At 58.0% G+C, this 24,999-nt stretch carries 19 protein-coding genes; 13 read left to right on the forward strand and 6 right to left on the reverse strand.

Annotation, left to right across the window (positions count from 1 at the left end):
- Nucleotides 1-8: 8 nt before the first annotated feature.
- Genes CKW14_RS21085 through CKW14_RS21100 form a run of 4 tightly spaced genes read right to left on the reverse strand, consistent with a single transcriptional unit; the run spans nucleotide 9 to nucleotide 6,131 of the window.
- Nucleotides 9-1,223 carry a hybrid sensor histidine kinase/response regulator gene (locus CKW14_RS21085; RefSeq protein WP_095050852.1) on the reverse strand — a complete coding sequence of 405 codons (1,215 nt, stop codon included), beginning with the start codon at nucleotides 1,221-1,223 and terminating at the stop codon, nucleotides 9-11.
- A complete protein-coding gene (locus CKW14_RS21090; protein ID WP_095050853.1) occupies nucleotides 1,217-1,810 on the reverse strand; it encodes a chemotaxis protein CheB in 594 nt (197 codons plus the stop codon). Before CKW14_RS21090 ends, CKW14_RS21085 begins: the two co-directional genes overlap by 7 nt.
- Nucleotides 1,807-2,640 (reverse strand): protein-glutamate O-methyltransferase CheR, encoded by an 834-nt coding sequence (locus tag CKW14_RS21095; protein WP_093431257.1) that lies wholly within the window; start codon nucleotides 2,638-2,640, stop codon nucleotides 1,807-1,809. Before CKW14_RS21095 ends, CKW14_RS21090 begins: the two co-directional genes overlap by 4 nt.
- The gene (locus CKW14_RS21100) at nucleotides 2,640-6,131 is read right to left on the reverse strand and encodes a response regulator (protein WP_095126069.1); all 3,492 of its coding nucleotides are present in this window, start codon (nucleotides 6,129-6,131) and stop codon (nucleotides 2,640-2,642) included. Before CKW14_RS21100 ends, CKW14_RS21095 begins: the two co-directional genes overlap by 1 nt.
- Before the next feature lie 263 nt (nucleotides 6,132-6,394).
- On the opposite strand from CKW14_RS21100, the gene CKW14_RS21105 reads away from it, so the two are divergent.
- A complete protein-coding gene (locus CKW14_RS21105) occupies nucleotides 6,395-6,754 on the forward strand; it encodes a response regulator (protein ID WP_095126070.1) in 360 nt (119 codons plus the stop codon).
- A 192-nt stretch (nucleotides 6,755-6,946) separates the two neighbouring features.
- On the opposite strand, the gene CKW14_RS21110 is transcribed toward CKW14_RS21105, so the two are convergent.
- Entirely contained in the window at nucleotides 6,947-9,286 is a 2,340-nt protein-coding gene (locus CKW14_RS21110) for a hypothetical protein (protein WP_095126071.1), read from the reverse strand.
- A gap of 271 nt (nucleotides 9,287-9,557) precedes the next feature.
- Here CKW14_RS21110 and CKW14_RS21115 point away from each other — a divergent pair, with 271 nt between their 5' ends.
- From CKW14_RS21115 to CKW14_RS21165, 11 genes are all read left to right on the forward strand, one after another.
- A complete protein-coding gene (locus CKW14_RS21115; protein WP_095126072.1) occupies nucleotides 9,558-10,883 on the forward strand; it encodes a glycosyltransferase in 1,326 nt (441 codons plus the stop codon).
- Nucleotides 10,884-10,986: 103 nt separating this feature from the next.
- Nucleotides 10,987-11,871, forward strand: coding sequence for a phospholipase (locus tag CKW14_RS21120; RefSeq protein WP_095050858.1), 885 nt, complete (start codon nucleotides 10,987-10,989; stop codon nucleotides 11,869-11,871).
- A gap of 68 nt (nucleotides 11,872-11,939) precedes the next feature.
- The gene (locus tag CKW14_RS21125; RefSeq protein ID WP_095050859.1) at nucleotides 11,940-12,845 is read left to right on the forward strand and encodes an AraC family transcriptional regulator; all 906 of its coding nucleotides are present in this window, start codon (nucleotides 11,940-11,942) and stop codon (nucleotides 12,843-12,845) included.
- A gap of 346 nt (nucleotides 12,846-13,191) precedes the next feature.
- Nucleotides 13,192-14,502 carry a sugar ABC transporter substrate-binding protein gene (locus CKW14_RS21130; RefSeq protein ID WP_095126073.1) on the forward strand — a complete coding sequence of 437 codons (1,311 nt, stop codon included), beginning with the start codon at nucleotides 13,192-13,194 and terminating at the stop codon, nucleotides 14,500-14,502.
- A 154-nt stretch (nucleotides 14,503-14,656) separates the two neighbouring features.
- Complete coding sequence (locus tag CKW14_RS21135) at nucleotides 14,657-15,583, forward strand: carbohydrate ABC transporter permease (protein ID WP_095126083.1); 927 nt, start codon at nucleotides 14,657-14,659, stop codon at nucleotides 15,581-15,583.
- An 8-nt stretch (nucleotides 15,584-15,591) separates the two neighbouring features.
- Entirely contained in the window at nucleotides 15,592-16,422 is an 831-nt protein-coding gene (locus CKW14_RS21140) for a carbohydrate ABC transporter permease (RefSeq protein ID WP_007914972.1), read from the forward strand.
- Between the two features lie 180 nt (nucleotides 16,423-16,602).
- Entirely contained in the window at nucleotides 16,603-17,706 is a 1,104-nt protein-coding gene (locus CKW14_RS21145; protein ID WP_095050861.1) for an ABC transporter ATP-binding protein, read from the forward strand.
- A 15-nt stretch (nucleotides 17,707-17,721) separates the two neighbouring features.
- Complete coding sequence (locus tag CKW14_RS21150) at nucleotides 17,722-19,197, forward strand: mannitol dehydrogenase family protein (RefSeq protein ID WP_095126074.1); 1,476 nt, start codon at nucleotides 17,722-17,724, stop codon at nucleotides 19,195-19,197.
- 124 nt (nucleotides 19,198-19,321) lie between these two features.
- Nucleotides 19,322-20,818: a xylulokinase gene (xylB, locus tag CKW14_RS21155; protein ID WP_095126075.1), complete on the forward strand. Its 1,497-nt coding sequence runs from the start codon at nucleotides 19,322-19,324 to the stop codon at nucleotides 20,816-20,818.
- 13 nt (nucleotides 20,819-20,831) lie between these two features.
- A complete protein-coding gene (locus CKW14_RS21160; RefSeq protein ID WP_095126076.1) occupies nucleotides 20,832-21,770 on the forward strand; it encodes a carbohydrate kinase in 939 nt (312 codons plus the stop codon).
- A gap of 45 nt (nucleotides 21,771-21,815) precedes the next feature.
- A complete protein-coding gene (locus CKW14_RS21165; RefSeq protein ID WP_007912129.1) occupies nucleotides 21,816-22,436 on the forward strand; it encodes a hypothetical protein in 621 nt (206 codons plus the stop codon).
- Nucleotides 22,437-22,563: 127 nt separating this feature from the next.
- Here the strand turns inward: CKW14_RS21165 and CKW14_RS21170 are convergent, their stop codons facing one another.
- Nucleotides 22,564-23,865, reverse strand: coding sequence for an OprD family porin (locus CKW14_RS21170; RefSeq protein ID WP_095126077.1), 1,302 nt, complete (start codon nucleotides 23,863-23,865; stop codon nucleotides 22,564-22,566).
- A 374-nt stretch (nucleotides 23,866-24,239) separates the two neighbouring features.
- Between CKW14_RS21170 and tssI the strand changes: the two genes are divergently transcribed.
- A partial coding sequence (tssI, locus tag CKW14_RS21175; RefSeq protein ID WP_141231814.1) for a type VI secretion system tip protein TssI/VgrG occupies nucleotides 24,240-24,999 on the forward strand: 760 nt, incomplete at its 3' end.

Consider the following 24,999-nt stretch of genomic DNA (forward strand, 5'->3'; position numbering starts at 1 on the left):
CCGTGTGGTCACTCAGAGGTTGCGTCGGATTTGCCGTTTTCCTGGATTGGCAGACAAACGCGAAACAGGGCGCCTTCGTTGATTTCACTCTCGACGACGATGGAGCCGCCATGGGCGGCGACGATCTGCTCGGAAATGAACAGACCCAGCCCGAGCCCGGCCACTACCGTCTTGGCGGAAACCCGTTCGAACTGTTGAAAAATACGCTTCTGGTTGTCCTGGCTGATGCCGATGCCACGGTCCTGCACCTCGATCCGCGCTTCATCACCTTCACAGTAAACCCGCACCTGGATCGGACTGCGACCGCCGTAACGCAGAGCGTTAGTCAGCAGATTGGTGACTACCTGCTCGATGCGGAACTCGTCCCAATGGCCTTCCACCGGTACTGGCGCGGTAAACGACACTTCGGTTTCAGCGGCTTCGATCTGTTGCGCAAAGTTTTGCAGCAGGTTGCTGACCAGTTGCACCAGATCGAAACGACTCGGTCGGATCGACAATTTGCCGGTGCGAATGCGCGACACGTCGAGCATGTCTTCGATCAGGCGGATCAGGCTTTTGATCTGCCGCTCATCGCGGTCGACCATGGCGTGCATCTTGTCGAGGGTAAACGCCGCAGCGTTGTCCCGAGCCAAGTGCATCTTGCGCAACTGGGTTTCGAGGATCAGGCCGTTGAGCGGCGTCCGCACTTCGTGGGCAACGATGGACATGAAGTCATCACGCATGCGCACGGCCTGCTCCAGCTCCAGCTGGGTGTTCTGCAGTTGTTGCAGCAGCGCTTCCTGCTCGCGACGGGCCTGCTCCAGGGCTTCGAGCTGTTGCTTGAGCGCTTTGCTCTGGCGGTACAGATCGACGAAGACATTGACCTTGCTTTTGACCGCATGGATATCCAGCGGCTTGTGCAGAAAGTCCACCGCCCCGCTCTCGTAACCCTTGAACGCATAATTCAGTTCACGGCCGGCGGCGCTGACGAAAATGATCGGGATATTCTTGGTTTTCTCGGTACCACGCATCAACTCGGCGAGTTCGAAGCCATTCATGCCCGGCATCTGCACGTCGAGGATGGCCATGGCGAACTCATGTTGCAGCAACAACGACAGCGCTTCATCCGCCGATAGAGCTTTATAGACGGTACGGTCTTCGCGCTTGATCAGCGCTTCGAGCGCCAGCAGGTTCTCCGGCAGATCATCGACGATCAGCAGTTTGGCTTGGATATTACTCAGCATGCGATTCGTTCCAGCTCGACAAGCAGACGGCCGATGCCGTGAATGGGTAGGACATGATCCGGCTGCTGAATCTTCAGTGCAGCCAAGGGCATGGTGGCGACTTGCGCGTCTTCGGGGTCCTGGACGATGGTCAAACCGCCGCAGCGCTTGACCTCGGCCAACCCGCGCGCGCCATCGTGATTGGCGCCGGTCAGCAGTACAGCGGCCAAGGAAGAACCGTAGGCGTCGGCGGCCGACTCAAACAGATAGTCGATCGATGGCCGTGAATAATGCACGCGCTCCTCGAGGCTCAACGAGAGGCTGCGATCCTGCTCCACCGACAGGTGATAACCCGGCGTGGCGAAATACACGTTGCCGGCAACGATGTCCTGTTTGTCGGCAGCCTCGTGCACCGGCATCTCCACACGCCGGGAGAAGACCTCGGCCAATTGGCTGCGGCGCTCTTCGGGCAGGTGCAGGACCACAATGATCGGCAACCTGTAGCCTCGGCGTAGCGGTCCGAGCAGGCTCAACAGCGCCTCGACGCCACCGGCGGAAGCTCCGACCACTATTGCGTCGACGCGAGGTAAATCCACGGCCTCGTTCATGTTTTGCGGTAGATCCGTTCTTGTTTGACCAGCGCTTCGAACTGATTCGCGTAACCGGAGAAATCCAGCGTTTCCTTGCTGCCCAGTACTAGAAAGCCGCGGTGGCACAGCGATTCATGAAACAGACCAAAGGCGCGGTCCTGAAGTTTCTTGTTGAAGTAAATCAGTACGTTGCGACAGGAAATCAATTGAGTTTCGGAGAACACGCTGTCCGTCGCCAGACTGTGGTCGGCGAAGGTCACGTTCTCACACAGGCTCTTGTCGAAAATCGCGTAACCGTACGCTGCAGTGTAGTAGTCGGCAAACGATCGCTGGCCACCAGCTTGCTGATAGTTGGCGGTGTACGCACGAACATTCTCCATCGAGAAAATCCCCTGCTTGGCCTTGTCCAGCGAGCGTGGGTTGATATCGGTGGCATAGATGATCGTGCGATCGAGCAGGCCTTCCTCGCGCAACAGAATCGCCATCGAATAGACCTCCTCGCCCGTGCTGCACCCGGCGATCCAGATCTTGATCGACGGATAAGTGCGCAGCAGCGGCACCACTTCCCGGCGGATCGCGAGGAAGTGCGACGGGTCACGAAACATCTCGCTGACCGGAATCGTCAGCAATTGCAGCAACTGCATGAACGCTGTCGGGTCATGCAGAACCTTTTCCTGCAATGCCGAAATGGTCGCGCACTCGAACTGGCTCAGCGCGTGCTGCACCCGGCGCTTGATCGAAGCGCCGGAGTAATCGCGAAAATCGTAGCTGTACTTGAGGTAGATCGCCTCAATCAACAAGCGCAGTTCGATTTCACTGTTTCGTTCGGCTGGCGTACTGCGTTCCACTAAATGCGTTCCATTTTTGGTAACCACACGCGAATCAGCGAGAACAGGCGATCCAGGTCGATAGGCTTGGCCAGGTAATCATTGGCCCCCGCCTGCAGGCAGCGCTCCTGATCGTCTTTCATGGCCTTGGCCGTCACCGCGATGATCGGCAACTTGCGCCAGCGCGGATCCTTGCGGATTTCAATGGTGGCTTCAAAACCATCCATTTCCGGCATCATCACGTCCATCAACACCAGATCGATGTCCTCGACCTCATTGAGTCTTTCAATCGCCTCACGCCCGTTACGGCCGATGACCACGACTGCGCCTTTGGTCTCCAGGGCGCTGGTGAGGGCGAAAATGTTACGCACATCGTCGTCCACCAACAGCACTTTGCGACCCTCGAAGACCTTGTCGCGGCTGCGCGCGGTCTTGAGCATCTTCTGCCGTTCATGGGACAACTGCGATTCGACTTTGTGCAGAAAGAGTGTGACCTCGTCCAGCAAGCGCTCTGGCGAACGTGCGCCCTTGATGATGATCGAGCGCGAGTACTTGCGCAGTTCGGCCTCTTCATCGCGGGTCAGGTTGCGCCCGGTGTAGACGATAACCGGCGGGAACGAGCAGATGTCTTCGGTGGACATGCGCTTGAGCAGGTCATTGCCGAGCATGTCCGGCAACTTCAGGTCGATCACCATGCAGTCGTAGATCGTCGTGCGCAGCAGCTCCAGAGCATCCTGCGCGAGGCCGACGGCGGTGATTTCGATGTCTTCGTCACCGATCAGACGGGCAATGCTTTCGCGCTGCAAATCGTCGTCCTCGACCAACAGCACGCGTTTGACCTTTTGGGTCAGCTTGGCTTCGAGACGGGCGAACACGTCCTTGAGCTCTTCGCGGGTGGTCGGTTTGACCGCATAGCCGATCGCGCCCATGTGCATTGCCGCTTCGACACGGTCCTCGACGGAAATCACATGCACCGGGATGTGCCGGGTTCCAGCGTGTTCCTTCAGGCGTTGCAGCACGGTGAGGCCGGAGTGATCCGGCAGGCGCATGTCGAGCAGGATCGCGTCCGGCACAAACTCTTTGGCGAGGTCGTAACCTTCGTCCGCGCCATGGGCCACCAGGCACTGATAGCCCAGTTCATGCGCCAGATCGTAGAGGATGTGCGCAAAGTTCGGCTCGTCTTCCACCACCAGAATGCAGCGCGTGGCGAATGGAGCCTTGTTGCGGTCATCGGCGAAGCGCGGAATATGCACCGGCGCCAACGGCGAAACAACCGGCGCCAGTGGCGCGCTGGCCACCGCCGCTGGCGGGGTAAAGGTCAACGGTGCGAACGCAACTTCATTGGACTCGTTGAACTGCTGCGGCAACAGCAATGTGAACACACTGCCCTGCCCCGGTGTGCTGCTGACGCTGATCGAACCGCCAAGCAAGGTCGCCAGATCCCGCGAAATCGACAGGCCCAGACCGGTGCCGCCGTACTTGCGGTTGGTGGTGCCGTCGGCCTGGCGGAAGGCTTCGAAAATGCTTTCCTGCTGGTCGGCGGCGATGCCGATACCCGAATCGCGCACGATGAACGCGACCCGATCATCCGGCTGGCCAGCGACGGTCAGGCTGACCGCGCCCTTCTCGGTGAACTTCACGGCGTTGGACAGCAGGTTCTTGATCACCTGCTCCAGCCGCTGACGGTCGGTGTAGAGCATGCCCGGTGCGCCAGGTTGCACATCGACGCTGAAGGTCAGCTGTTTGTCTGCCGCCAAAGGTTCGAACACGCTGCGCAGGCCATCGGCCAGACGCGCCACGCTGGTGTTCTCCGGAATCACTTCGAGCTTGCCCGCCTCGACCTTGGAGATGTCCAGAATGTCGTTGATCAGGTTGAGCAGATCGTTGCCGGCGGAGTAAATCGACTCGGCAAACTTGACCTGTTCGGCGCTGAGGTTGTCCTGTGGGTTCTCCGCGAGCAACTTGGCCAGAATCAGCGAACTGTTCAGCGGCGTGCGCAGTTCGTGGGACATGTTGGCGAGGAATTCGGACTTGTACTTGCTCGAGCGTTGAAGCTCTTCGGCGCGCTCTTCGAGTTGTACCTGAGCCTGATTGAGTTCGGTGTTTTTCAGATCCATGGCGTCGCGTTGTTCGGCCAGCGTCTGCGCCTGTTCGGCAAGTTGCTCGTTGGTCTGTTCCAGTTCGACTTGCTGGGTTTCCAGATGCGCCTGGGATTCCTTGAGAATCCGCGACTGCTCTTCCAGTTCTTCGTTGGCGGTTTTCAACTCTTCCTGCTGCACCTGCAACTCTTCGTTGAGTTGCTGGGTTTCCGCCAGCACTTCCTGCAAACGCTGACGGTAGCGCGCAGCTTCGATGGACGTACCGATGTTGGCGGCAATCAGCTCCAGCAGTTCGATATCGCGATCATTGAGCGGGCGCAGGAAACCCAGCTCGATCACACCATTGACGCGGTCGTCATCGCTGGTCGGCACCACCAGCACACTGTGCGGCAAGCCTTCGCCCAGCCCCGAGCTGACTTTGAAGTAGTCCGACGGCACCGAATCCAGACGGATCAACCGCGCCTGCTGCGCCACTTGGCCAACAATGCCTTCGCCGCTGTAGATCGACTGATCTTGTTCTTCCTGCTCGCGGGAGAAACCGTAAGTAGCCACCCGCTTGAGGCCGCCGTGTTCTTCACGCACATACAGTGCGGCCACGGCGGTGCCCAGATATTGCGCGCAGAACTGCAGAATATTGCGCCCCAGCAGATTCAGCGTCAGTTGCCCCAGCACCTGCTCGGCCAGCTCGGTCTGACCATTGCGCAACCAGGCCTGCTGCTCCAGACGTTCGGCACTGGCTTGTTGGGCGGCAAGGTTGGCGCTGTAGTTGGTCGACAGGTTGACCAGATCACGCCGGCCGATATAGGCCAGCAAGCCACTGATACCGGCAATGAACACCAGATAGAGGCTGATGCTCCAGATCGTGGTGCGGCGCACGTCTTCATTGCGCGTGGTGCGCAGGACCTGTTCGGTCTCGATGACGTCTTCGAATTGCTTGCGGATCTCGTCCGTCAGGCGTTTGCCGCGTCCGGCCTTGACCGCGCCCCGGTAGTCGCCACTGGAGCGCTGCAGATCGATCATCGACTGGGCATAATTGGACCACTCAACCTGCAAGGCTTGCAGACGGCGCAGACGATCGGTTTGTACAGGGTTGTCGGCGGTCAGTTCGAGCAAGGTACTGAGGGCCACCGCGATGCGCGGCTTGGCCGTTTCGTACGGGTCGAGGAAATGCTCGTCGCCGCTGAGCAGGAAACCACGCATGCCGGTTTCAAGGTCCACGGTCAGCTTCACCGCTTCGTTGGCGTTATTGATCACCCGGTCGGTGTGCTCCACCCACTGGATTACCGACAGCAGATAAGTGATCAGCGACACGAAGAACACGGCACTGAGCACACCGACGCCCAAAGGCAGACTGATGTTGCGACTCAGGAGTTTGCGAAACCGTTGCTCATCAACCGTAGACGGAGAGGACATGGGGCAGCCTTGTCGAACTGTTGAAAAACCGGCAGTTTGCCCCAAAACGACGGCGTGGATCCATTTTTCTCACATCTTTCGCCGCAAATTCCTACATGCACCAGCACCTTTACAGCCTTGAACAGTTATCCTTGCGGTCCCGTCTGCGGCTATGCTTTTTTTGTCCCAGGCAGGGAACTTGTGGCACTGCGCCACTTACTGATGAAAGAGCCCGGCACTTTTGATCGACCGGCGACCCTGAACTGACTTTCGAGAGCCTTAATATGTCTACCCCCGCCCCCACCATCCTTGTCGTAGAAGACGACGACATCGTGCGCATGCTGATCGTCGATGTGCTGGAGGAGCTGGAGTTCAAGGTGCTCGAAGCAGATGGGAGCGAACAGGCTCTGGAGGTTCTCAAGGACGCCACCAAAGAGGTTGACCTGATGATGACCGATGTCGGCTTGCCTGGCATGGATGGCCGCGAACTGGCAGGCGAAGCACGAAAACTGCGCCCCGCCCTGCCGATTCTGTTTGCCAGTGGTTATGCCGAAAACATTGACGCCCCTGCTGACATGCAAGTAATCGGCAAGCCATTTTCCATCGATCAATTACGCGACAAAGTCAAAAGCATTCTTCAATAGGTACATCAAGCGTATCGCTCACGGAATAGCTTTGTGCGACTTCTGCATATTGATATTTGCTTACCTCAGCCGTTGCCAGTGCCCCCGCAACACTCGTTTTTGTCGAGCCCATGGATGCCAGTCCGGCGCACGATTGCCATTTTTTCATCGGCAAAATGCTTTACCGCGAACTGGCAGAGGTTTCCTGAGGTGTCAGTTTCTCGCGTTCAAGCGATCTCGTTTAGCGTTCTGCCGCTCCCGGAAGGCACTGATATCACTGCTATCAACCTTCCCTGTCGCAGGTCGCATGCCCTCCGACGCAGACTGAGCCGCCATCACAAGCGCTTCCTGCGCGTTCAGCGCTTCGTTGCCGAAATCGACGGGTGACAACAACTCTCCGTCAGCAAATGGCTGACGTAATTTGTTGCCCACATCCCGGCCCGCTCCCGCCAGCGGGTTGATTTCACTCGCCGCAATGGCCCGATTGATCGCTTTGGGATTGGCGATGAAGTTGCCGGCCGGGTCATAGGCGCCCAGAATCAGACCCGGTGGTAGGTCAACGCCATAATTGATCTCCAGCGGTGGCAGGGTTTTCAAGCCTGAGTTGGGGCGAAAAGCCAGTTCGGTGTTGGCGTATAAATGAAAGCCTTCCACTTGGCGTGCGTCGATGAAATAGGTAAATCCACCCTTCTGTCCCCCATAGACAAAGGCTCCCGCCCCGTCCTTTTTATAGAATGCCGAGGTGGAAATACCCGCGCCATCAGGACTGAGTGCGTCATGAGCGCCGCCATATCCCCCCTTCAAACCGTTGATCTGATCGAGGTGCTTGATCGGTGCGCGCTGGGTAAATCCCTTCTGAAAGATGAGTGAAGGGTCTCGCATGTCTCCCCGAAAGACGAACCCCTGATAAACAAAGCCCTTTTCGGGACCAGACAAGCGGATGACCCGCGTCTCCGTTGCCAGCTTTTGCGCTACGTTCGGGCCGCCTGACAACTCGGCGAGATAACCGGCAACTAGCAAGCCTTTGGCCGCGTCTGGAATCTCTTTTCCTGTCGTGCTCGCCAACTGTTGACGCAGCCGTGTCGCCGAGCGGCGAAAGACCGAAGGCCGATTGCTGTTTTTGAGCGCCTGGAGCACCCGGCGCCCCACGTCTCTCTTGAGCGCAAGCGACAATGTCTTGCCGATCAGCCTTTCGGCTATCGGGCCTGCAAGTTCGGCCAGCAAACCGATCGCGGCGTTGATCCGCAACCGCTCGGTCTCGGAAGGATCATCCGATATCTCTGCACGAATCAAATCGGTCGCGGAAGCCCCGAGTCCCAGGAGAAAAGGAATCAGCATGCGAATCGGAGCAGACGCGAATGCCGCCGTTCCGCCGTAAGGCAACGAGGCGGCAAACGCAACACATTGCAGGAGATAACCGGCCGCCTCCAATGCAAAATCGGTCCAGCGTTCGGCTTGCGTTGAAACGAGCGTATCGATGTCGGCAAGTGCCCGCGCGATTTGACGATCGAACAAATCCTGACCGATATCCGAACTGGATCGAAATACCAATTCCCGGTAGTTGGCACGGGTGACGAACACGGGAAATTCTGCGCCGCGATATTTGAAATCACGAACATACGGTTTCTGTTGATCGCGTAACGGCACGCGCTTGAGCAGGCGCTTCTGGAAGTCTTGGTTATTTTCAACAAAACGCCCACGGGCATCATGTCCGGCGGGAAACTCGAAGGCCGCACTGTCTTCCCCTAGGAAAAACACCAGGCCACGGTCCAGATTGCTTCGTCCGATAAAAACAGCGTTATCTACATTCAAATCAGGATCGCTGTGCAAGTTAAGCAAGCGTGGTGGAATCATGCCTTTGAGATACTCGAAAGCGATGACTTGATCATCCAGGGAGCGATCACCACTCTTGATGAATTCCACGACCAACTTGTTCAGCTCTGTTTTTTTCAATAAGCGGCCAAATGCGCTAACCGCAGGCGATCGCAAGTTATCTTTTACATACTGTTTAAAGTCCTCTTGATAATCCGCATCATTGAACACCTCCCTGAGTTTCTGCGGATAATAGGAAGGCCACTGTATGGTCACTCCATAGAGTCCTTTGAGAACACGCACGTGATAGTCAGTGCAGATTTCTGCGAGAGTGAATGCTTTTTCTTTCCAGACAACCGCTTTTTTCTCTCCTTGGAGCGAGTCGCTGCGCTTGGGCGCTTCCAACTCGTAATACTTAACGCTGACAGCGGAATCATGCTGAATACGCTTGCGAACATCGTCTTCAATGACAATTTCCAATACAGTTTCATCAATACGCTCGCGAATGAAATGAGCAGGATCAAAACTCACCTCATCCATAACTGCGGCACACCCTTGCAGTATCTCCTGAGCCAGCTCTTTTACATTGACGCCTTCCACGACATCCCCTGACGACAAGACCGAACTGGCGTTTCTCGCCCTCGACAATACTGGCGTCTCATCGGCATCTGCCAAAGGGTCCAGCAACCACAGTAACGATTCTTCGGAGCCGGCATAAAGCCCGGATAGTTGATTGTTCATATAGTCTCCTGCGCACAGTACTAAAACGCGGACCGCATCTTTCAACGACTGTGGCGCAAGCGAAACTATCAATACTGCCGCACACTTATAAAGCTAATAACCATTAGCAAATCTTGCACAACAATTACATTAATCAATAGCAGAACAACCCTCTCACCTGCATTTTTACCGTAAAGCCCAAGCATATTGATAACAGTGTTAAATACCGCCCCTGCCATGGTTTAATTGCGCCTTCATCGCATCCCTCGTTTGCTGCACAGGAAAAACTCGCATGATTCAGCCTCCCGCCACCAAAGTCCTGGTCATCGGATACGTCTGGCCAGAACCGCGCTCCTCAGCGGCGAGCGGGCACGTCATGCAGATCCTCGAAACCCTCCTGCAACAAGGCTGGGACATTACCTTCAGCAGCCCGGCCGGCCCCGGCGAGCACAAAGCAGATCTTGCTGCACTCGGCATCTGCGAAGTGGCCATCGAACTCAACAACAGCAGCTTTGACCACTTCATCAGTGAACTGGCGCCGGACATTGTGTTGTTTGACCAGTTCATGATGGAAGAACAGTTCGGCTGGCGGGTTGAAAAACAATGCCCTCAGGCACTGCGCGTGCTGGAAACTTCCGACCTGCAAAGTCTGCGGCATGCGCGCCACCAACGGCTCAAGTCTCGCCTCAAGGTCAATCCGGACCAGAATGATTTCAGTGATGTATTTGCCCCGGCCCTGCGCGACGAGTTCGAACTGATGGCCGAGAGCGATCTGGCCAGACGCGAAATTGCCGCGTTGTATCGTTGCGATCTGAACCTGATGATCTCCGAAGTGGAAATCGAACTGCTGATCGAGCAGTTCGGCTTGCCTCGGCAATTGCTGCACTGGTGCCCGCTGATGATCGACCCGCCGACGGCTGAGCCGGTAGCATTTGCAGAACGGGCGAACTTCTTGAGCATCGGCAACTTCCGCCATGCGCCCAACTGGGATGCCGTGCTGTGGATGAAGAGCACCATCTGGCCGCTGATTCGCCAACAGTTGCCCCAGGCCCAATTGCACATCTACGGCGCCTACACGCCGCCCAAAGCCACGGCGCTGCATAACGCCAGCGAAGGCTTCCACATCATGAACTGGGCCGAAGATGCGTTGCAGGTGATGTCTGCTGCGCGGGTGTGCCTGGCGCCTTTGCGCTTTGGTGCCGGGATCAAGGGCAAACTGGTCGACGCCATGCTGTGCGGTACACCCAGCGTCACGACGCCGGTTGGTGCTGAGGCAATGCAGGGTGATCACACTTGGCCCGGCTCCATTTCAAACAGCGCAATCGAGCTCGCCAACACTGCCGTGGCGCTTTACAAGGACGAGGCGCGTTGGCAAGAAGCTTGTCTGGCGGGAACCCAGCTACTCACCGAGCGCTACCAACAAGCGATACACGGACCGGCACTTATTGAGAAACTTCGTCACTGCCAACAGCACTTGCAAACACTCAGAAACAACAACTTCACCGGCAGCATGCTGCGCCATCACGCGCACAAAAGCACTCAATATATGGCGCAATGGATTGAAGCAAAAAACCGCAACACCACAGCAAACCAAGACTTAAACCGGGCCTCTACATAACTTGCATTCAAACAGCGATTGGCCAAATACGAACTTGACTCTATAAACATCCTGCGCGCGCACTCATATAACTTTAAATCACTATCCACGCAGGATATACACCATGAACTTTCATGATTTCCAACCCCATCAATGGATGGTCAACACACCACAGATTGATAACTTGTCTCTCAATGAGTTGACCTTACCGGGCACACACAATGCAGGCTGCGACCTGGAAGCCTCCTACGCTCAGCTTCCCGGGAGCCTCTGGCTGGCATGCCAGGACATCCCCTTTTATGCGCAACTCAATCGCGGCTCCCGGGCACTTGATGTACGCCTGCTGTACGACGCTCAGGCACAAGGGCTTGAGAGATTTCGCTTCCAGCACAACGGCTTTACATCTTCGCGCCATCTCGGCGATCTGATCCGCGACGTCAAGGCATTTCTTGAGCGCAGCTTCGATGAGTTCATCATTCTTGACTTCCACGAATTGACAAATGGCAACGCGCAATTCAACCACGCTGAATTCAAACAGTTGATGCTCGAGCATTTTGGCCAACACATGATTCCTGCCGAAAACCGCCACCTGACACTAGGCCAACTTAAAAAAGTCAGCCGACTACAGCGAGTCCTGGTTGCCGCGCCGATGACATGGGAAACCCGAGACAGCCGGTTCCAGGCACAAATCAATCATAAATGGATCAACCAGACCTTGGTGACCACCCACCAGTTGCACGGCTATATAAAAGAAGTCATGGGCACTTCCATCAGCCACTTGCGTCCTTGGTCTCTGAGCGCAACTTGTTATATCGCCAGCGGCCCTTTGCGCATTCTCAACAATCTGGACAACTGGTTTGATCCCGTAAAATCAGACTGGGCAAAAAAGTGCAATATCATTAACTTCGACTTCATTAAAAACTCGAAAGTGGTGTTTTTTTGCCAACAGGCCAATGTGGAGAAAGCCATCGAGAAGTCCAGAATGCCCCTCCACCAACAGCCGGCTTGAACGAGGCTGGCGCACCACACGGCAAACGAGGCATGATCACCTGGCGATCATGAAAAAGTACTCAGGCCATGACCCGAACCGCCCGCGTGACCGACCCCTCGTACGAGTTGATGGATGACCATAACGGGTTGTCCATCATCTACCGCCAGCACGGTTTTCCGTGCCCACTGGTGCGCTGGCATTTCCACAAGGAATACGAACTGCACTTGATCGTGGCCAGCTCAGGCAAGGTCTTCATCGGCGACTACATCGGCAACTTTTACCCCGAAACCCTGTTTCTCACCGGCCCCAACCTGCCGCATAACTGGATCAGTCAGGTGGCCGAAGACGAGGTCGTGGAGAAGCGTGACATGCTGGTGAACTTCACTGACGAGTTGTTCGAGAGTGGCCACCAGGTGTTCGCCGAACTGAAAACCCTGGCGCCCTTGCTGGAGCGCGCGCAGTACGGCATCGAATTTCGCTGCAAGCGCACGATCCGCCAGGCCATGACGCTGATGCAGCGCATTGCCGACAGTAAGGGCATCACCCGCCTCGGGCACTTTTTTATCCTGATGGAGCTGCTGGCCGCCAGTGATGATTTCCAGCTGTTGTCCGGCGCCACCACCCCGCAACTGGCCGACGAACACAATATCGATCGCACCAACCGGGCCGTCGATTACATCTTCAGTCATTACGCCCGCGACATTTCGCTGGAAGAAGTCGCCGAGCACCTGGGCATGACGCCGACCTATTTCAGTCGCGTATTCAAACAGGCCACCGGGCGCAATTTCATCGAGTTCGTCAATCGGCTGCGTATCAGCAAGTCTTGCGAATTGCTGGCTGATGGCGACAAACCGGTGACCGACGTGTGTTTCGAGTCCGGATTCAACAATATTTCCAACTTCAATCGGCGCTTTCAGCAGCTCAAGGGTATGACGCCCTCGCATTACCGACGGCTCGCCGTGCAGCGCCTGACTGAACAAAACCACCATTGACAACGCAATTCCCCCCCCTGTGGGAGCGAGCCTGCTCGCGAAGGCGGAGGATCAGTTGGCAAATCTGTCGCTGACACACCGCTTTCGCGAGCAGGCTCGCTCCCACAATGGACCTCGCAATGCTGTGAAACCTGTACGCATTCGATAGCGCCCCCTCGCTGAAAAGCCCTGCCCTGCGTTCGCCCCACAAATGCCCAGTGCAAAAAAGTATCGATAAAAGTGCTAGGGATGATTTGTCAGTCCTGCGATTGAAGGCTGTAATCAGCGCACATTCTTCCTGCACAGGAAGACACAAAAACAATAACTGTCCTTCTGTAACCCTCCGGGTGCAGAAAAGGAGTGCACGATGCAACCGACTGCAAAAGCTCTGCTTGCCCTCACCTGCATGACCCTCAGCAGCGTCAGCCTTGGCGCCCAGACCCTGACCATCGCCACCGTCAACAACAGCGACATGATCCGCATGCAAAAGCTCTCGAAAACCTTCGAGACCGAGCATCCGGACATCAAGCTCAACTGGGTGGTGCTCGAAGAAAACGTCCTGCGCCAACGCCTGACCACCGACATCGCCACTCAGGGCGGTCAGTTCGACGTGTTGACCATCGGCATGTACGAAGCGGCACTGTGGGGCGCCAAAGGCTGGCTCGAACCGATGAAGGATCTGCCGGCCAGTTACGCCCTCGACGATGTGTTCCCGTCGGTGCGTGAAGGCCTGTCGGTCAAGGGTTCGCTGTACGCCCTGCCGTTCTACGCGGAAAGCTCGATCACCTATTACCGCACCGACCTGTTCAAGGATGCCGGCCTGACCATGCCCGAGCGTCCGACCTGGGAAGAGATTGCCGGTTTCGCCGAAAAGCTCACGAAAAAGGACAAGGAACAGTACGGCATCTGCCTGCGCGGCAAGGCCGGCTGGGGCGAGAACATGGCGCTGATCACCACCGTCGCCAACGCCTATGGCGCGCGCTGGTTCGATGAGCAGTGGAAACCGGAATTCAGCGGCCCTGAGTGGAAAAACGCGCTGAACTTCTATGTCGACACCATGAAGAAATCCGGCCCGCCGGGCGCTTCCAGCAACGGTTTCAACGAAAACCTCGCACTGTTCAACAGCGGCAAATGCGCGATGTGGGTCGATGCCAGCGTCGCCGGCTCGTTCGTCACCGACAAGACCCAGAGCAAGGTTGCCGATCACGTCGGCTTCACCTTCGCCCCGCATCAAGTGACTGACAAAGGCTCGGCCTGGCTGTACTCGTGGGCGCTGGCGATTCCGACCAGTTCCAAAGCCAAAGACGCCGCGAAGCAATTCAGCGCCTGGGCAACCTCCAAAGAATATGGCGAGTTGGTGGCCAAAACTGACGGCATCGCCAACGTACCGCCAGGCACCCGCGCCTCGACCTACAGCGATGCCTACATGAGCGCCGCGCCGTTTGCCAAGGTCACGCTCGAATCGCTGAAAGCGGCTGACCCGAGCAAGCCAACGCTAAAACCGGTGCCGTACATCGGCATTCAACTGGTGACCATTCCTGAGTTCCAGGCAGTGGGGACGCAGGTCGGCAAGCTGTTCTCGGCGGCGCTGATCGGCCAGACCACGGTGGATCAAGCCTTGGCTGCTGCACAGCAAACCACTGAACGCGAGATGAAGCGCGCCGGTTATCCCAAGTAACCCGCAAAGCTCGCTCCTGCCTTTTGTAGGAGTGAGCCTGCTCGCGATGGCGGTTTTCAATCTGAAACAGACGGTGACTGACACACCGCCATCGCGAGCAGGCTCACTCCTACATTAGATCTCCATAGGTCTGTATGACTCGGTTGTGATCGCCATGAATACTTCAACTGCCAAAGCCCACATCGACCTGTCGCAGCCTGCGCGCAAAGTCCGCGTACGCAATCCCGGCTGGTTTCTGGTCAGCCCTTCGGTGGCCCTGTTGCTGCTGTGGATGATCGTGCCGCTGGGCATGACCATTTACTTCTCGATGATCCGCTACAACCTGCTCTACCCCGGTGAAAACCAGTTCGTGGGGTTGGAGAACTTCACATACTTCCTGACAGATTCGGGTTTCATGCCCGGTGCGACCAACACCTTGCTGCTGGTCGGCAGCGTGTTGTTGATCAGCGTGGTGCTCGGCGTACTCATCAGTGCGTTGCTTGAAGCGAGCGAATTCCTCGGTCGCGGCATCGTCCGGGTCATGCTGATTTCGCCGTTCTTCATCATGCCCACGGTCGGTGCGTTGATCTGGAAGAACCTGATTTTCCATCCGGTCTCGGGGATCCTCGCCTACATCTGGAAACTCTTCGGCGCGCAACCGGTGGATTGGCTCGCTCACTACCCGCTGCTGTCGATCATCATCATTGTCTCGTGGCAATGGCTGCCCTTCGCGATCCTGATTCTGATGACGGCCATGCAGTCCCTCGACCAGGAACAGAAGGAAGCCGCACGCCTTGACGGCGCCGGGCCGGTCGCGATCTTCTGGCACCTGACCCTGCCGCATCTGGCGCGACCAATTGCCGTGGTGGTGATGATCGAAACGATCTTCCTGCTGTCGGTGTTCGCCGAGATTTTCACCACCACCAACGGCGGCCCCGGCTACGCCTCGACCAACCTCGCCTACCTGATCTACAACCAGGCGCTGGTGCAGTTCGACGTCGGCATGGCCTCGGCGGGCGGCTTGATTGCCGTGGTCATCGCCAACATCGCCGCGATCATTCTGGTGCGGATGATCGGCAAAAACCTGACTGACAAAGCCTGAGGCCTGCCATGACTCTTCAACAATCCCGCCGGCTGCAAAGCCTGCTGCTCGGCACCCTGGCCTGGGCCATCGCGATCGTGATTTTCTTCCCGATCTTCTGGATGCTGATGACCAGTTTCAAAACCGAAATCGACGCGTTCGCCACGCCGCCGCAATTCATCTTCACGCCGACGCTGGAGAACTACCTGCACATCAATGAGCGCAGCGATTACTTCAGTTTCGCCTGGAACTCGGTGGTGATTTCTTTCAGTGCTACGGCCCTTTGTCTGCTGATCGCGGTGCCGGCGGCGTACTCGATGGCGTTCTACGAAACCCAGCGCACCAAAGGCACGCTGCTGTGGATGCTCTCGACCAAGATGCTGCCGCCGGTGGGCGTGCTGATGCCAATCTACTTGCTGGCGAAAAGCTTCGGCCTGCTCGACACGCGCATCGCACTGATCGTGATCTACACGCTGATCAACCTGCCGATCGTGGTGTGGATGGTTTACACCTACTTCAAGGACATCCCCAAAGACATCCTCGAAGCCGCCCGCCTCGACGGCGCCACGCTGTGGCAGGAAATGGTTCGCGTGCTGCTGCCGATCGCCAAGGGTGGCCTCGCCTCGACCGTGCTGCTGTCGCTGATTCTGTGCTGGAACGAGGCCTTCTGGTCACTGAACCTGACCTCGTCGAAGGCCGCGCCGTTGACTGCGCTGATCGCCTCGTATTCAAGCCCGGAAGGTTTGTTCTGGGCCAAGTTGTCGGCGGTCTCGACCCTGGCGTGTGCGCCGATCCTGATCTTCGGCTGGATCAGCCAGAAACAACTGGTACGCGGCCTCTCGTTCGGCGCCGTGAAATGAACATCCCGAACCCTACACATTCCCCTGTAGGAGTGAGCCTGCTCGCGATGAGGCCGTGTCAGTCGCCATCATTGTTGAATGGCACACCGCATTCGCGAGCAGGTCGAATCGTCGCACCGTCGCTCCCACAGAAAAGCCGATCTGGTTTAACCCAATAATAAATTGCGGAGGCCCATCATCATGGCCAACCTGAAAATCAAGAATCTGCAAAAAGGCTTCGAAGGTTTCTCCATCATCAAAGGCATCGACCTTGAAGTGAACGACAAGGAATTCGTGGTCTTCGTCGGCCCGTCGGGTTGCGGCAAATCCACCCTGCTGCGCCTGATCGCCGGTCTGGAAGAAGTCAGCGACGGCACCATCGAACTGGATGGCCGTGACATCACCGAAGTCAGCCCGGCCAAGCGCGATCTGGCGATGGTGTTCCAGACCTACGCGCTGTACCCGCACATGACCGTGAAAAAGAACATGTCGTTCGCCCTCGATCTGGCCGGCGTGCCGAAAGCCGAAGTCGAGAAGAAAGTCGGCGAAGCGGCGCGGATTCTCGAACTCGGGCCGATGCTTGAACGCAAGCCGAAGCAGCTCTCCGGTGGCCAGCGTCAGCGCGTTGCGATCGGTCGCGCCATCGTGCGTAATCCAAAAATCTTCCTCTTCGACGAACCGCTGTCCAACCTCGACGCCGCGCTGCGCGTGCAGATGCGCCTGGAACTGCTGCGCCTGCACAAAGACCTGCAAGCGACGATGATCTACGTGACCCACGATCAGGTCGAAGCGATGACCATGGCCGACAAAGTCGTGGTACTCAATGGCGGCAAGATCGAACAGGTCGGCTCGCCACTGGACCTGTATCACAACCCGGCGAACCTGTTCGTCGCGGGGTTCCTCGGCACGCCGAAAATGGGTTTCCTCAAAGGCAAGATTGCCCGCATCGATGGCCAGAGCTGCGAAGTCTCGCTGGATGCCGGCACGCGCATCACCCTGCCGTTCAACGCCGGCAATCTGAGTGTCGGCAGCGCCGTGACCCTCGGTATTCGCCCGGAGCATCTGGAGCTGGCGCAACCCGGCGATTGCAGCCTGCAAGTCACCGCCGACGTTAGCGAACGCTTGGGCAGCGACACCTTCTGCCACGTCACCACCAACGCTGGCGAAGCCCTGACCATGCGCGTGCGCGGGGATCTGGCCAGCCGTTACGGCGAACAACTGAGCCTGCACCTCGACGCGGCCCAGTGCCATTTATTCGATGCCGAAGGTGTCGCATTGACCCGTCCGCTGCGCGCTGCGGCCTGACTTCGAGAATTCCCGATGAAACTCAACCAACAGAATCTCCATCGTCTGGCCGCCGAAGTACAACTACCGGCCTACAGCCTCAGCGACACTCGCCAGGGCATCGCCCACATCGGCGTCGGCGGCTTCCATCGCGCACATCAGGCGTATTACACCGATGCCTTGATGAATACCGGCGAAGCGCTCGACTGGGCGATTTGCGGCGTCGGCCTGCGCGCCGAAGACCGCCGCGCCCGCGACGATCTCAAGGAGCAGGATTACCTGTTCACGCTGTTCGAACTCGGCGACAGCGACGACACCGAAGTCCGCGTGATCGGCGCGATTCGCGACATGCTGCTGGCCGAGGACGGCGCTCAGGCATTGATCGACAAACTCGCCGATCCGCAAATCCGCATCGTCTCGCTGACCATCACCGAGGGCGGTTATTGCATCGACGACAGCAACGGCGAGTTCATGGCGCACTTGCCGCAAATTCAGCATGACCTTACCCATCCGAACGCACCGAAAACCGTATTCGGTTTCCTGTGTGCGGCCCTGGAAAAGCGCCGGGCGGCGGGCATTCCGGCATTTACCGTGATGTCCTGCGATAACCTGCCGCACAACGGCGCCGTGACCCGCAAGGCGCTGCTGGCCTTTGCCACTCTGCGTAACAGCAATCTGTGCAGCTGGATCGACGCCAACGTCAGTTTCCCCAACGCCATGGTCGACCGCATCACCCCCATGACCAGCACCGCGCATCGCCTGCAACTGGCCGATAAACACGGCGTCGACGATGCTTGGCCGGTGGTCTGCGAGCCGTTTGTGCAATGGGTGCTGGAGGATAAATTCGTCAATGGCCGCCCGGCGTGGGAAAAGGTCGGTGTGCAGTTCACCGACGATGTTTCGCCCTACGAAGAGATGAAAATCAAACTGCTCAACGGCAGCCACCTGGCGCTGACCTATCTGGGCTTTTTGAAGGGTTACCGGTTTGTTCACGAGACCATGAACGACCCGCTGTTCGTGCGCTACATGCGCGCTTATATGGATCTGGACGTGACCCCGCAACTGGCGCCGGTGCCCGGTATTGATCTGACGGATTACAAAAACACGCTGGTGGCGCGGTTTTCCAATCAGGCGATTGCCGATCAGTTGGAGCGAGTGTGTTCGGACGGCTCGTCGAAGTTTCCCAAGTTCACTATTCCTACCATCAACCGCTTGATTGCTGATGGGCAGGAGACTAAACGTGCGGCGTTGGTGGTGGCGGCGTGGGCGTTGTATTTGACGGGGGTGGATGAGAATGGTGACACCTATTCGATTCCTGATCCGCGCGCGGCGTTTTGTCAGGCGTTGGTGGCGGACGATGCTTTAATCACTCAGCGGTTGTTGGCGGTCGAAGAGATTTTCGGCACGGCGATACCGCGTTCGGCGGAGTTTGTCGCGGCGTTTGAGTGGTGCTGCGACAGCTTGCGCGAAGAAGGTGTGACGCGGACGCTGGAAAAGATTCTCGCAGCCTGATCGTTCCCACGCTCTGCGTGGGAATGCAGCCCGGGACGCTCCGCGTCCCATCCAACAGCAGACGCAGAGCGTCCAATGAGGCATTCCCACGCAGAGCGTGGGAACGAGCGGTCCTGGAGTGCTAATGACAAAACAACAACTCTTCCTAGGCATCGACTGCGGCACCCAAGGCACCAAAGCCATCATCCTCGACGCCGCCAGCGGCCAAGTGCTCGGCCAGGGCGCCGCCGCCCACACGATGATCAGCGGCGCCAACGGTCGCCGCGAACAAGACCCCCAGCAATGGCTGGACGCCTTCGCCATCGCTACCCGCCAGGCATTGCTGGCGGCGAATGTCGACGGTCAGGCGATCCTCGGCATCGGCGTCTCCGGCCAGCAGCACGGTCTGGTCCTGCTCGATGATCAAGGTGAAGTGCTGCGCCCGGCCAAGCTCTGGTGCGACACCGAAACCAGCGCCGAAAACGAGCGTCTGCTCACTCATCTGGGCGGTGAAAAAGGCTCGCTGGAACGCCTCGGCGTGGTCATCGCGCCGGGCTACACGGTGTCGAAACTGCTCTGGACCAAAGAACAGCACCCCGTGGTGTTCTCACGCATCGCACGCACTCTGCTGCCCCACGACTACCTGAACTTCTGGCTCACCGGCCGCGCCTGCAGCGAATACGGCGACGCCTCCGGCACCGGCTATTTCAACGTGCGCACCCGCCAATGGGACTTGCAACTGCTGCGCGACATCGACGCCAGCGGACGCCTGCAAGCGGCGCTGCCTGAGCTGATCGATGCACATCAATCGGTCGGCACCCTCCTCCCGGCCATCGCCGAACACCTCGGCATCAACCCCAATGCGCTGGTCTCCAGCGGTGGCGGCGACAACATGATGGGCGCCATCGGCACCGGCAACATTCAGCCCGGCGCGATCACCATGAGCCTCGGCTCTTCCGGCACGGTCTACGCCTATTCCGAGGTACCAAAAGTCAGCCCGGACGCCTCGGTCGCGACGTTCTGCTCGTCCAGCGGCGGATGGTTGCCGCTGATCTGCACCATGAACCTGACCAACGCCACCGGCGCGATCCGCGAGCTGTTCGACCTCGACCTGCAACAGTTCAACGACCTCGTCGCGCAAGCCCCCATCGGTGCCGACGGCGTGAGCATGCTGCCGTTTCTCAACGGCGAACGCGTCCCCGCCTTGCCCCACGCCACCGGCAGCCTGCACGGCTTGACGCTGGACAACCTGACCCAGGCCAATCTGTGCCGCGCCGCCGTCGAAGGCACCACCTTCGGTTTGCGCTACGGGCTGGATTTGCTCCGCCAGAATGGTTTACAAAGCCGCAGCATTTGCCTGATCGGCGGCGGTTCGAAAAGTGCGGTGTGGCGGCAGATCGTCGCCGACATCATGAACACCCCGGTGATCTGTACCGAACAAAGTGAAGCCGCAGCCTTGGGCGCAGCGATTCAAGCGGCGTGGTGCAAATCCTGGTCGAACGGCCACGAAGACACCCTCGCCGATCTGTGCCAGCGCTGCGTGAAACTCGACTCAAGCAGTGAAACCCTGCCGATTGCCGCCAACGTCGCGGCGTTCCAGCAGGCCTATGAACGCTATCAACAGCATGTCGCAACCCTATAAAGAGCAAACAATTATGTATTTGGTGTGTGGCGAAGCCCTGTTCGATTTTTTCAGCGAAGACGACGCCAGCGGTCTGGCCTCGAAAGTGACTTTCAAAGCGATTGCTGGCGGCTCGCCGTTCAACGTCGCCGTCGGTTTGCGCCGCTTGGGCGTGGACTCAGCCTTGTTTGGCGGGCTGTCCACCGACTACCTCGGCCGCCGCTTGCAGCAAGTGCTGCAGGATGAAGGTGTGCGCCCGGACTATCTGGTGGATTTCGCCGCACCGACCACGCTGGCCATGGTCGCCGTCGGTGCCAATGGCTCGCCGCATTACAGCTTTCGCGGTGAGGGCTGTGCCGATCGGCAACTGAGTCTTGCGCATCTGCCGGTGTTGGGCCCTGAGGTGCGCGGCTTGCACATTGGCTCATTCTCGCTGGTGGTGCAGCCGATCGGCGACACCTTGCTGACCTTGGTGCAGCGCGAGAGCGGCAAACGCCTGATCACCCTCGACCCCAACGTGCGGCTCAATCCCGAGCCGAACATCGACCTGTGGCGCGAGCGCATCGCCACGCTGGTGCCACTGGCCGACCTGATCAAGGTCAGCGACGAAGACCTGAGCCTGCTCTACCCCGAACAGGACCCGCAACGGGTGATCGAAGGCTGGCTCGAACACCGCTGCCAGGTCGTCTTCCTCACCCGTGGCGGCGACGGCGCCAGTGTGTTCAGCCGCCAGCATGGCAACTGGTCGGTGCCGGCGGCCTCAGTGAAGATCGCCGACACCGTTGGCGCCGGTGACACCTTCCAGGCTGCTTTGATCACTTGGCTGACCGAGCACGGTCTGGACTCGGTCGAAGGCGTGCAGCAACTCGCTCGCGAGCAGGTCGACGCCATGCTCAGGTTCGCCGTTCAAGCCGCCGCGCTGACCTGCAGCAAGACCGGCCCGGATCTGCCCTATCGTCATCAATTGAGCTGAGCGCGTAAACTGTCGGCCTTTTTGCGCACGACGGGATAACGGCTTTTGAATTACAGGCAGACGCTTGGACTACTGACACTGGCAACGCTACTGAGCGGGTGCGGCACCTCGCCGCCCCGTTCGCCGGAAGACATCTGTGAAATCTTCCGCGAAAAAAGCGACTGGTACGACGCTGCGCAAGTCACGCAAAAACGCTGGGGCGTACCGATTCAGGTGCCCTTCGCGATCATGTATCAGGAATCCGGCTACCGCTACGACGCCAAGACTCCGCGCAAATACTTGCTCTGGGTAATCCCGTGGGGCCGCGTCTCAACCGCCTCGGGTTATGCGCAAGCCAAAGATGAAGTGTGGGCCGATTACCAGAAAAGCACCGGCCGCAGCGGCGCCGACCGCGAAGACTTCGACGACGCCATCGACTTTGTCGGCTGGTACATGGACAAGACCTATTCGATCAATGGCGTCTACAAGTACGACGCCTACAACCAATACCTCAACTACCACGAAGGCTGGGGCGGGTTCCGCAACAAGACTTACGCGAGCAAAGCCTGGCTGATGCCGACGGCGCGCAAAGTGCAGAACCGTTCGGACGTGTATGCGCGGCAATATGCCGGGTGCAAAGAGGATTTGAATCGGGGGTTCTGGAGCCGGTTCTGGCATTGGTTGTAAGGACGCCTTCGCGAGCAGGCTCGTTTCCACGATCTTCAGTGAACACAGATGCTGTGTCCGGCATTGATCCCATGTGGGAGCGAGCCTGCTCGCGAAAGCAGTCGATCAGACGCTACAAATCAATGCCTTACAACACCGAAAAGCTATAACTCACAATCAACCGTGTCTCATCCACATCCCGGGCAAACTTCTCGTAGTTGGTGCGATACGTAGCATTCCTCAAACGCAAACTCACATCCTTGAACGTGCCCGTCTGAATCACATACTTCAACTCGCTGTCGCGTTCCCACTCTTTGCCTTCCTGATCACTGCCCAACACCTTGATGTGGTCACCGTTCACATAACGAGTCAGGAAACTCAAACCATTAATGCCAATCGCCTTGAAGTCATAGTCGTAACGAAGTTGCCAGGAACGTTCCTGCGCAGCGGCGAAGTCGTTGACCTGCACGTAGTTGACCAGATACGGATTGCTGCCATCGAGGTACGGCATCGAGTTGTCGCCGTTCATGCGCTGCCAACCGGCGCTGAACGTGTGGCCGCTGTGCGCATAGGACAGCATGCCGCTCAACGCCCGGTTATCGATGGAACCGGCCTTGGCATCGCCGCTGTCGGCACTTTTCAGCACGCGCAGATCCGCTTTAAGTACACCGCCAGCTAACGGTTGATTACCCAACAGCCCGACAAAGTGTTGACGATAAATGTCTTCCAGTTCGGCGTAGTGATACTGCGCAGTCAGACGATCGTTGATCTTGTAGTCGAAGCCGTACATGTCGAAATGGTCGGCGGTGGTGTTGCAGGCGTAGCGCTTGTTCTTGCAGTGCACGCGGATGTCTTGCGAATCGGTGGAATCGCGCGCGGTGTACTTGTCCAGGCGCGCGGCCATGAAGGTCAGGTCTTTCAGCTCTTTAGAGGTGAGCATGGCGCCATTGAACATGGTCGGCAGCAAACGTCCGTCGTTGTATTTCAGCAACGGCAGATCCGGCAGCAGCGCGCCGTACTTCAGCACCGTGTCCGAGACCTTGACCTTGGCGGTTAGACCCATTTTTGCGTATTGGCCTTTCGAGCCGCGCGGGTCGTTGCCGCTGGAGGGCAGCAAGCCGCTGTTGCTGCGGTCCGGGCTGGAATCGAGTTGAAAGCCGAGCATGCCCAGCGCATCGATACCAAAACCCACCGTGCCCTCGGTGTAGCCCGATTGCAGGTTGAGAATAAAGCCCTGTGCCGACTCTTCACGCTTGGAGGCGCCCTGATCGTTCGTGGTGTGCCCATCACGGAAATCGCGGTTGAAGTACACCGTGCGCGATTCGATCTTCGCCGTGGTGTCTTCAAAAAATCCGCTGGCCTGAACCTGTGCGGTAAAACCTGCGCACAGCACAAAGGCTCCGAAGCCAAACGACTGGCGCGGGGTGATGAGGGGAAATGGGGGACGCATGAAAAACTCCAACAATGCAGCGTTTGCGCAAGCGCGCAACAAGCCAGAAAAATAGCTCCCGTCCCGGGTCAGATTGAACCAGGAGAAAGTGAACACGCAGGGGTGAACGGCAATGATGGCAGATGGCTTTGACGTTCTACAGGCGACTTTAGTCTGAATCTGACTGAGGATTCTTCAACCCCGGGTCGTGGGAAAAGTTGCCGGCAATCAACGCCAATTCGCAGCAAATGCCCGGTTTCATTGGGCCAAACACCTCATCTAAGGGTTTTCCCTATACCGCAAACCTGCCAGACCTACGGCTTTTGTGCCTTGAACGAGGCGGCTGAATCCTCCATCATCCGTCACCTGCTTATTCAATGGACGGAATTCAAGGCATGCTGGACGCCAACGCAACCCACATTACCCTCACGCTTGAAGGCGCCAACGCCGACCTGCAAGTCCTCAGCTTCACCGGTCGCGAAGCCCTCAACCAACCGTTCCGTTTCGACCTCGAACTCGTCAGCGCCCGCCCCGACCTCAAACTCGAAGAGCTGTTGCACAAACCCGGCGTCCTGACCTTCGGCCCGACCGGCGAAGGCAAGATCCACGGTCTGGTCTATCGCATCGAGCAAGGCGACTCCGGCAAGACCCTGACCCGTTACAGCCTCAGCCTGGTGCCACAACTGGCCTACCTGCGGCACAACCACGATCAGCAGATTTTCCAGCAATTGACCGTGCCGAAGATCATCGCTCAGGTCCTGGAAGATCGCGGCATTCTTGCCGACGCCTACAGCTTCCAGCTCAACGCCGAATACCCGGAACGCGAGTACTGCGTGCAGTACGACGAATCCGACCTGCATTTCATCCAGCGCCTGTGCGAGGAAGAAGGCATTCACTTCCACTTCCAGCACAGCAGCAGCGGCCACAAACTGGTGTTCGGCGACGACCAGACCGTGTTCCGTAAGCTGAAACCGGTGAGCTACCAGCAAGACTCCGGCATGGCCGCCGACAAACCGGTGATCAAGCGTTTCAACCTGCGTCTGGAAACCCGCACCACCCGCGTCAGCCGCCGCGACTACGACTTCGAAAAACCGCAGATCCTCCCCGAAGGCACGGCGAAAAGCACCTTTGCCCCGGACCTCGAAGACTACGACT

This window comes from Pseudomonas sp. Irchel s3a12, assembly GCF_900187485.1.
GTDB classification, from domain to species: Bacteria; Pseudomonadota; Gammaproteobacteria; order Pseudomonadales; family Pseudomonadaceae; genus Aquipseudomonas; species Aquipseudomonas neuropathica.

Coding starts and splice junctions, on each gene's coding strand:
- CKW14_RS21135 (WP_095126083.1), top strand. CDS start 14,657: ATGAATACTTCAACTGCCAAAGCCCACATCGACCTGTCGCAGCCTGCG.
- CKW14_RS21100 (WP_095126069.1), bottom strand. CDS start 6,131: ATGTCCTCTCCGTCTACGGTTGATGAGCAACGGTTTCGCAAACTCCTG.
- CKW14_RS21150 (WP_095126074.1), top strand. CDS start 17,722: ATGAAACTCAACCAACAGAATCTCCATCGTCTGGCCGCCGAAGTACAA.
- CKW14_RS21110 (WP_095126071.1), bottom strand. CDS start 9,286: ATGAACAATCAACTATCCGGGCTTTATGCCGGCTCCGAAGAATCGTTA.
- CKW14_RS21130 (WP_095126073.1), top strand. CDS start 13,192: ATGCAACCGACTGCAAAAGCTCTGCTTGCCCTCACCTGCATGACCCTC.
- CKW14_RS21145 (WP_095050861.1), top strand. CDS start 16,603: ATGGCCAACCTGAAAATCAAGAATCTGCAAAAAGGCTTCGAAGGTTTC.
- CKW14_RS21170 (WP_095126077.1), bottom strand. CDS start 23,865: ATGCGTCCCCCATTTCCCCTCATCACCCCGCGCCAGTCGTTTGGCTTC.
- CKW14_RS21115 (WP_095126072.1), top strand. CDS start 9,558: ATGATTCAGCCTCCCGCCACCAAAGTCCTGGTCATCGGATACGTCTGG.
- CKW14_RS21125 (WP_095050859.1), top strand. CDS start 11,940: ATGACCCGAACCGCCCGCGTGACCGACCCCTCGTACGAGTTGATGGAT.
- CKW14_RS21090 (WP_095050853.1), bottom strand. CDS start 1,810: ATGAACGAGGCCGTGGATTTACCTCGCGTCGACGCAATAGTGGTCGGA.
- CKW14_RS21105 (WP_095126070.1), top strand. CDS start 6,395: ATGTCTACCCCCGCCCCCACCATCCTTGTCGTAGAAGACGACGACATC.
- CKW14_RS21085 (WP_095050852.1), bottom strand. CDS start 1,223: ATGCTGAGTAATATCCAAGCCAAACTGCTGATCGTCGATGATCTGCCG.
- CKW14_RS21140 (WP_007914972.1), top strand. CDS start 15,592: ATGACTCTTCAACAATCCCGCCGGCTGCAAAGCCTGCTGCTCGGCACC.
- CKW14_RS21160 (WP_095126076.1), top strand. CDS start 20,832: ATGTATTTGGTGTGTGGCGAAGCCCTGTTCGATTTTTTCAGCGAAGAC.
- xylB (WP_095126075.1), top strand. CDS start 19,322: ATGACAAAACAACAACTCTTCCTAGGCATCGACTGCGGCACCCAAGGC.
- CKW14_RS21120 (WP_095050858.1), top strand. CDS start 10,987: ATGAACTTTCATGATTTCCAACCCCATCAATGGATGGTCAACACACCA.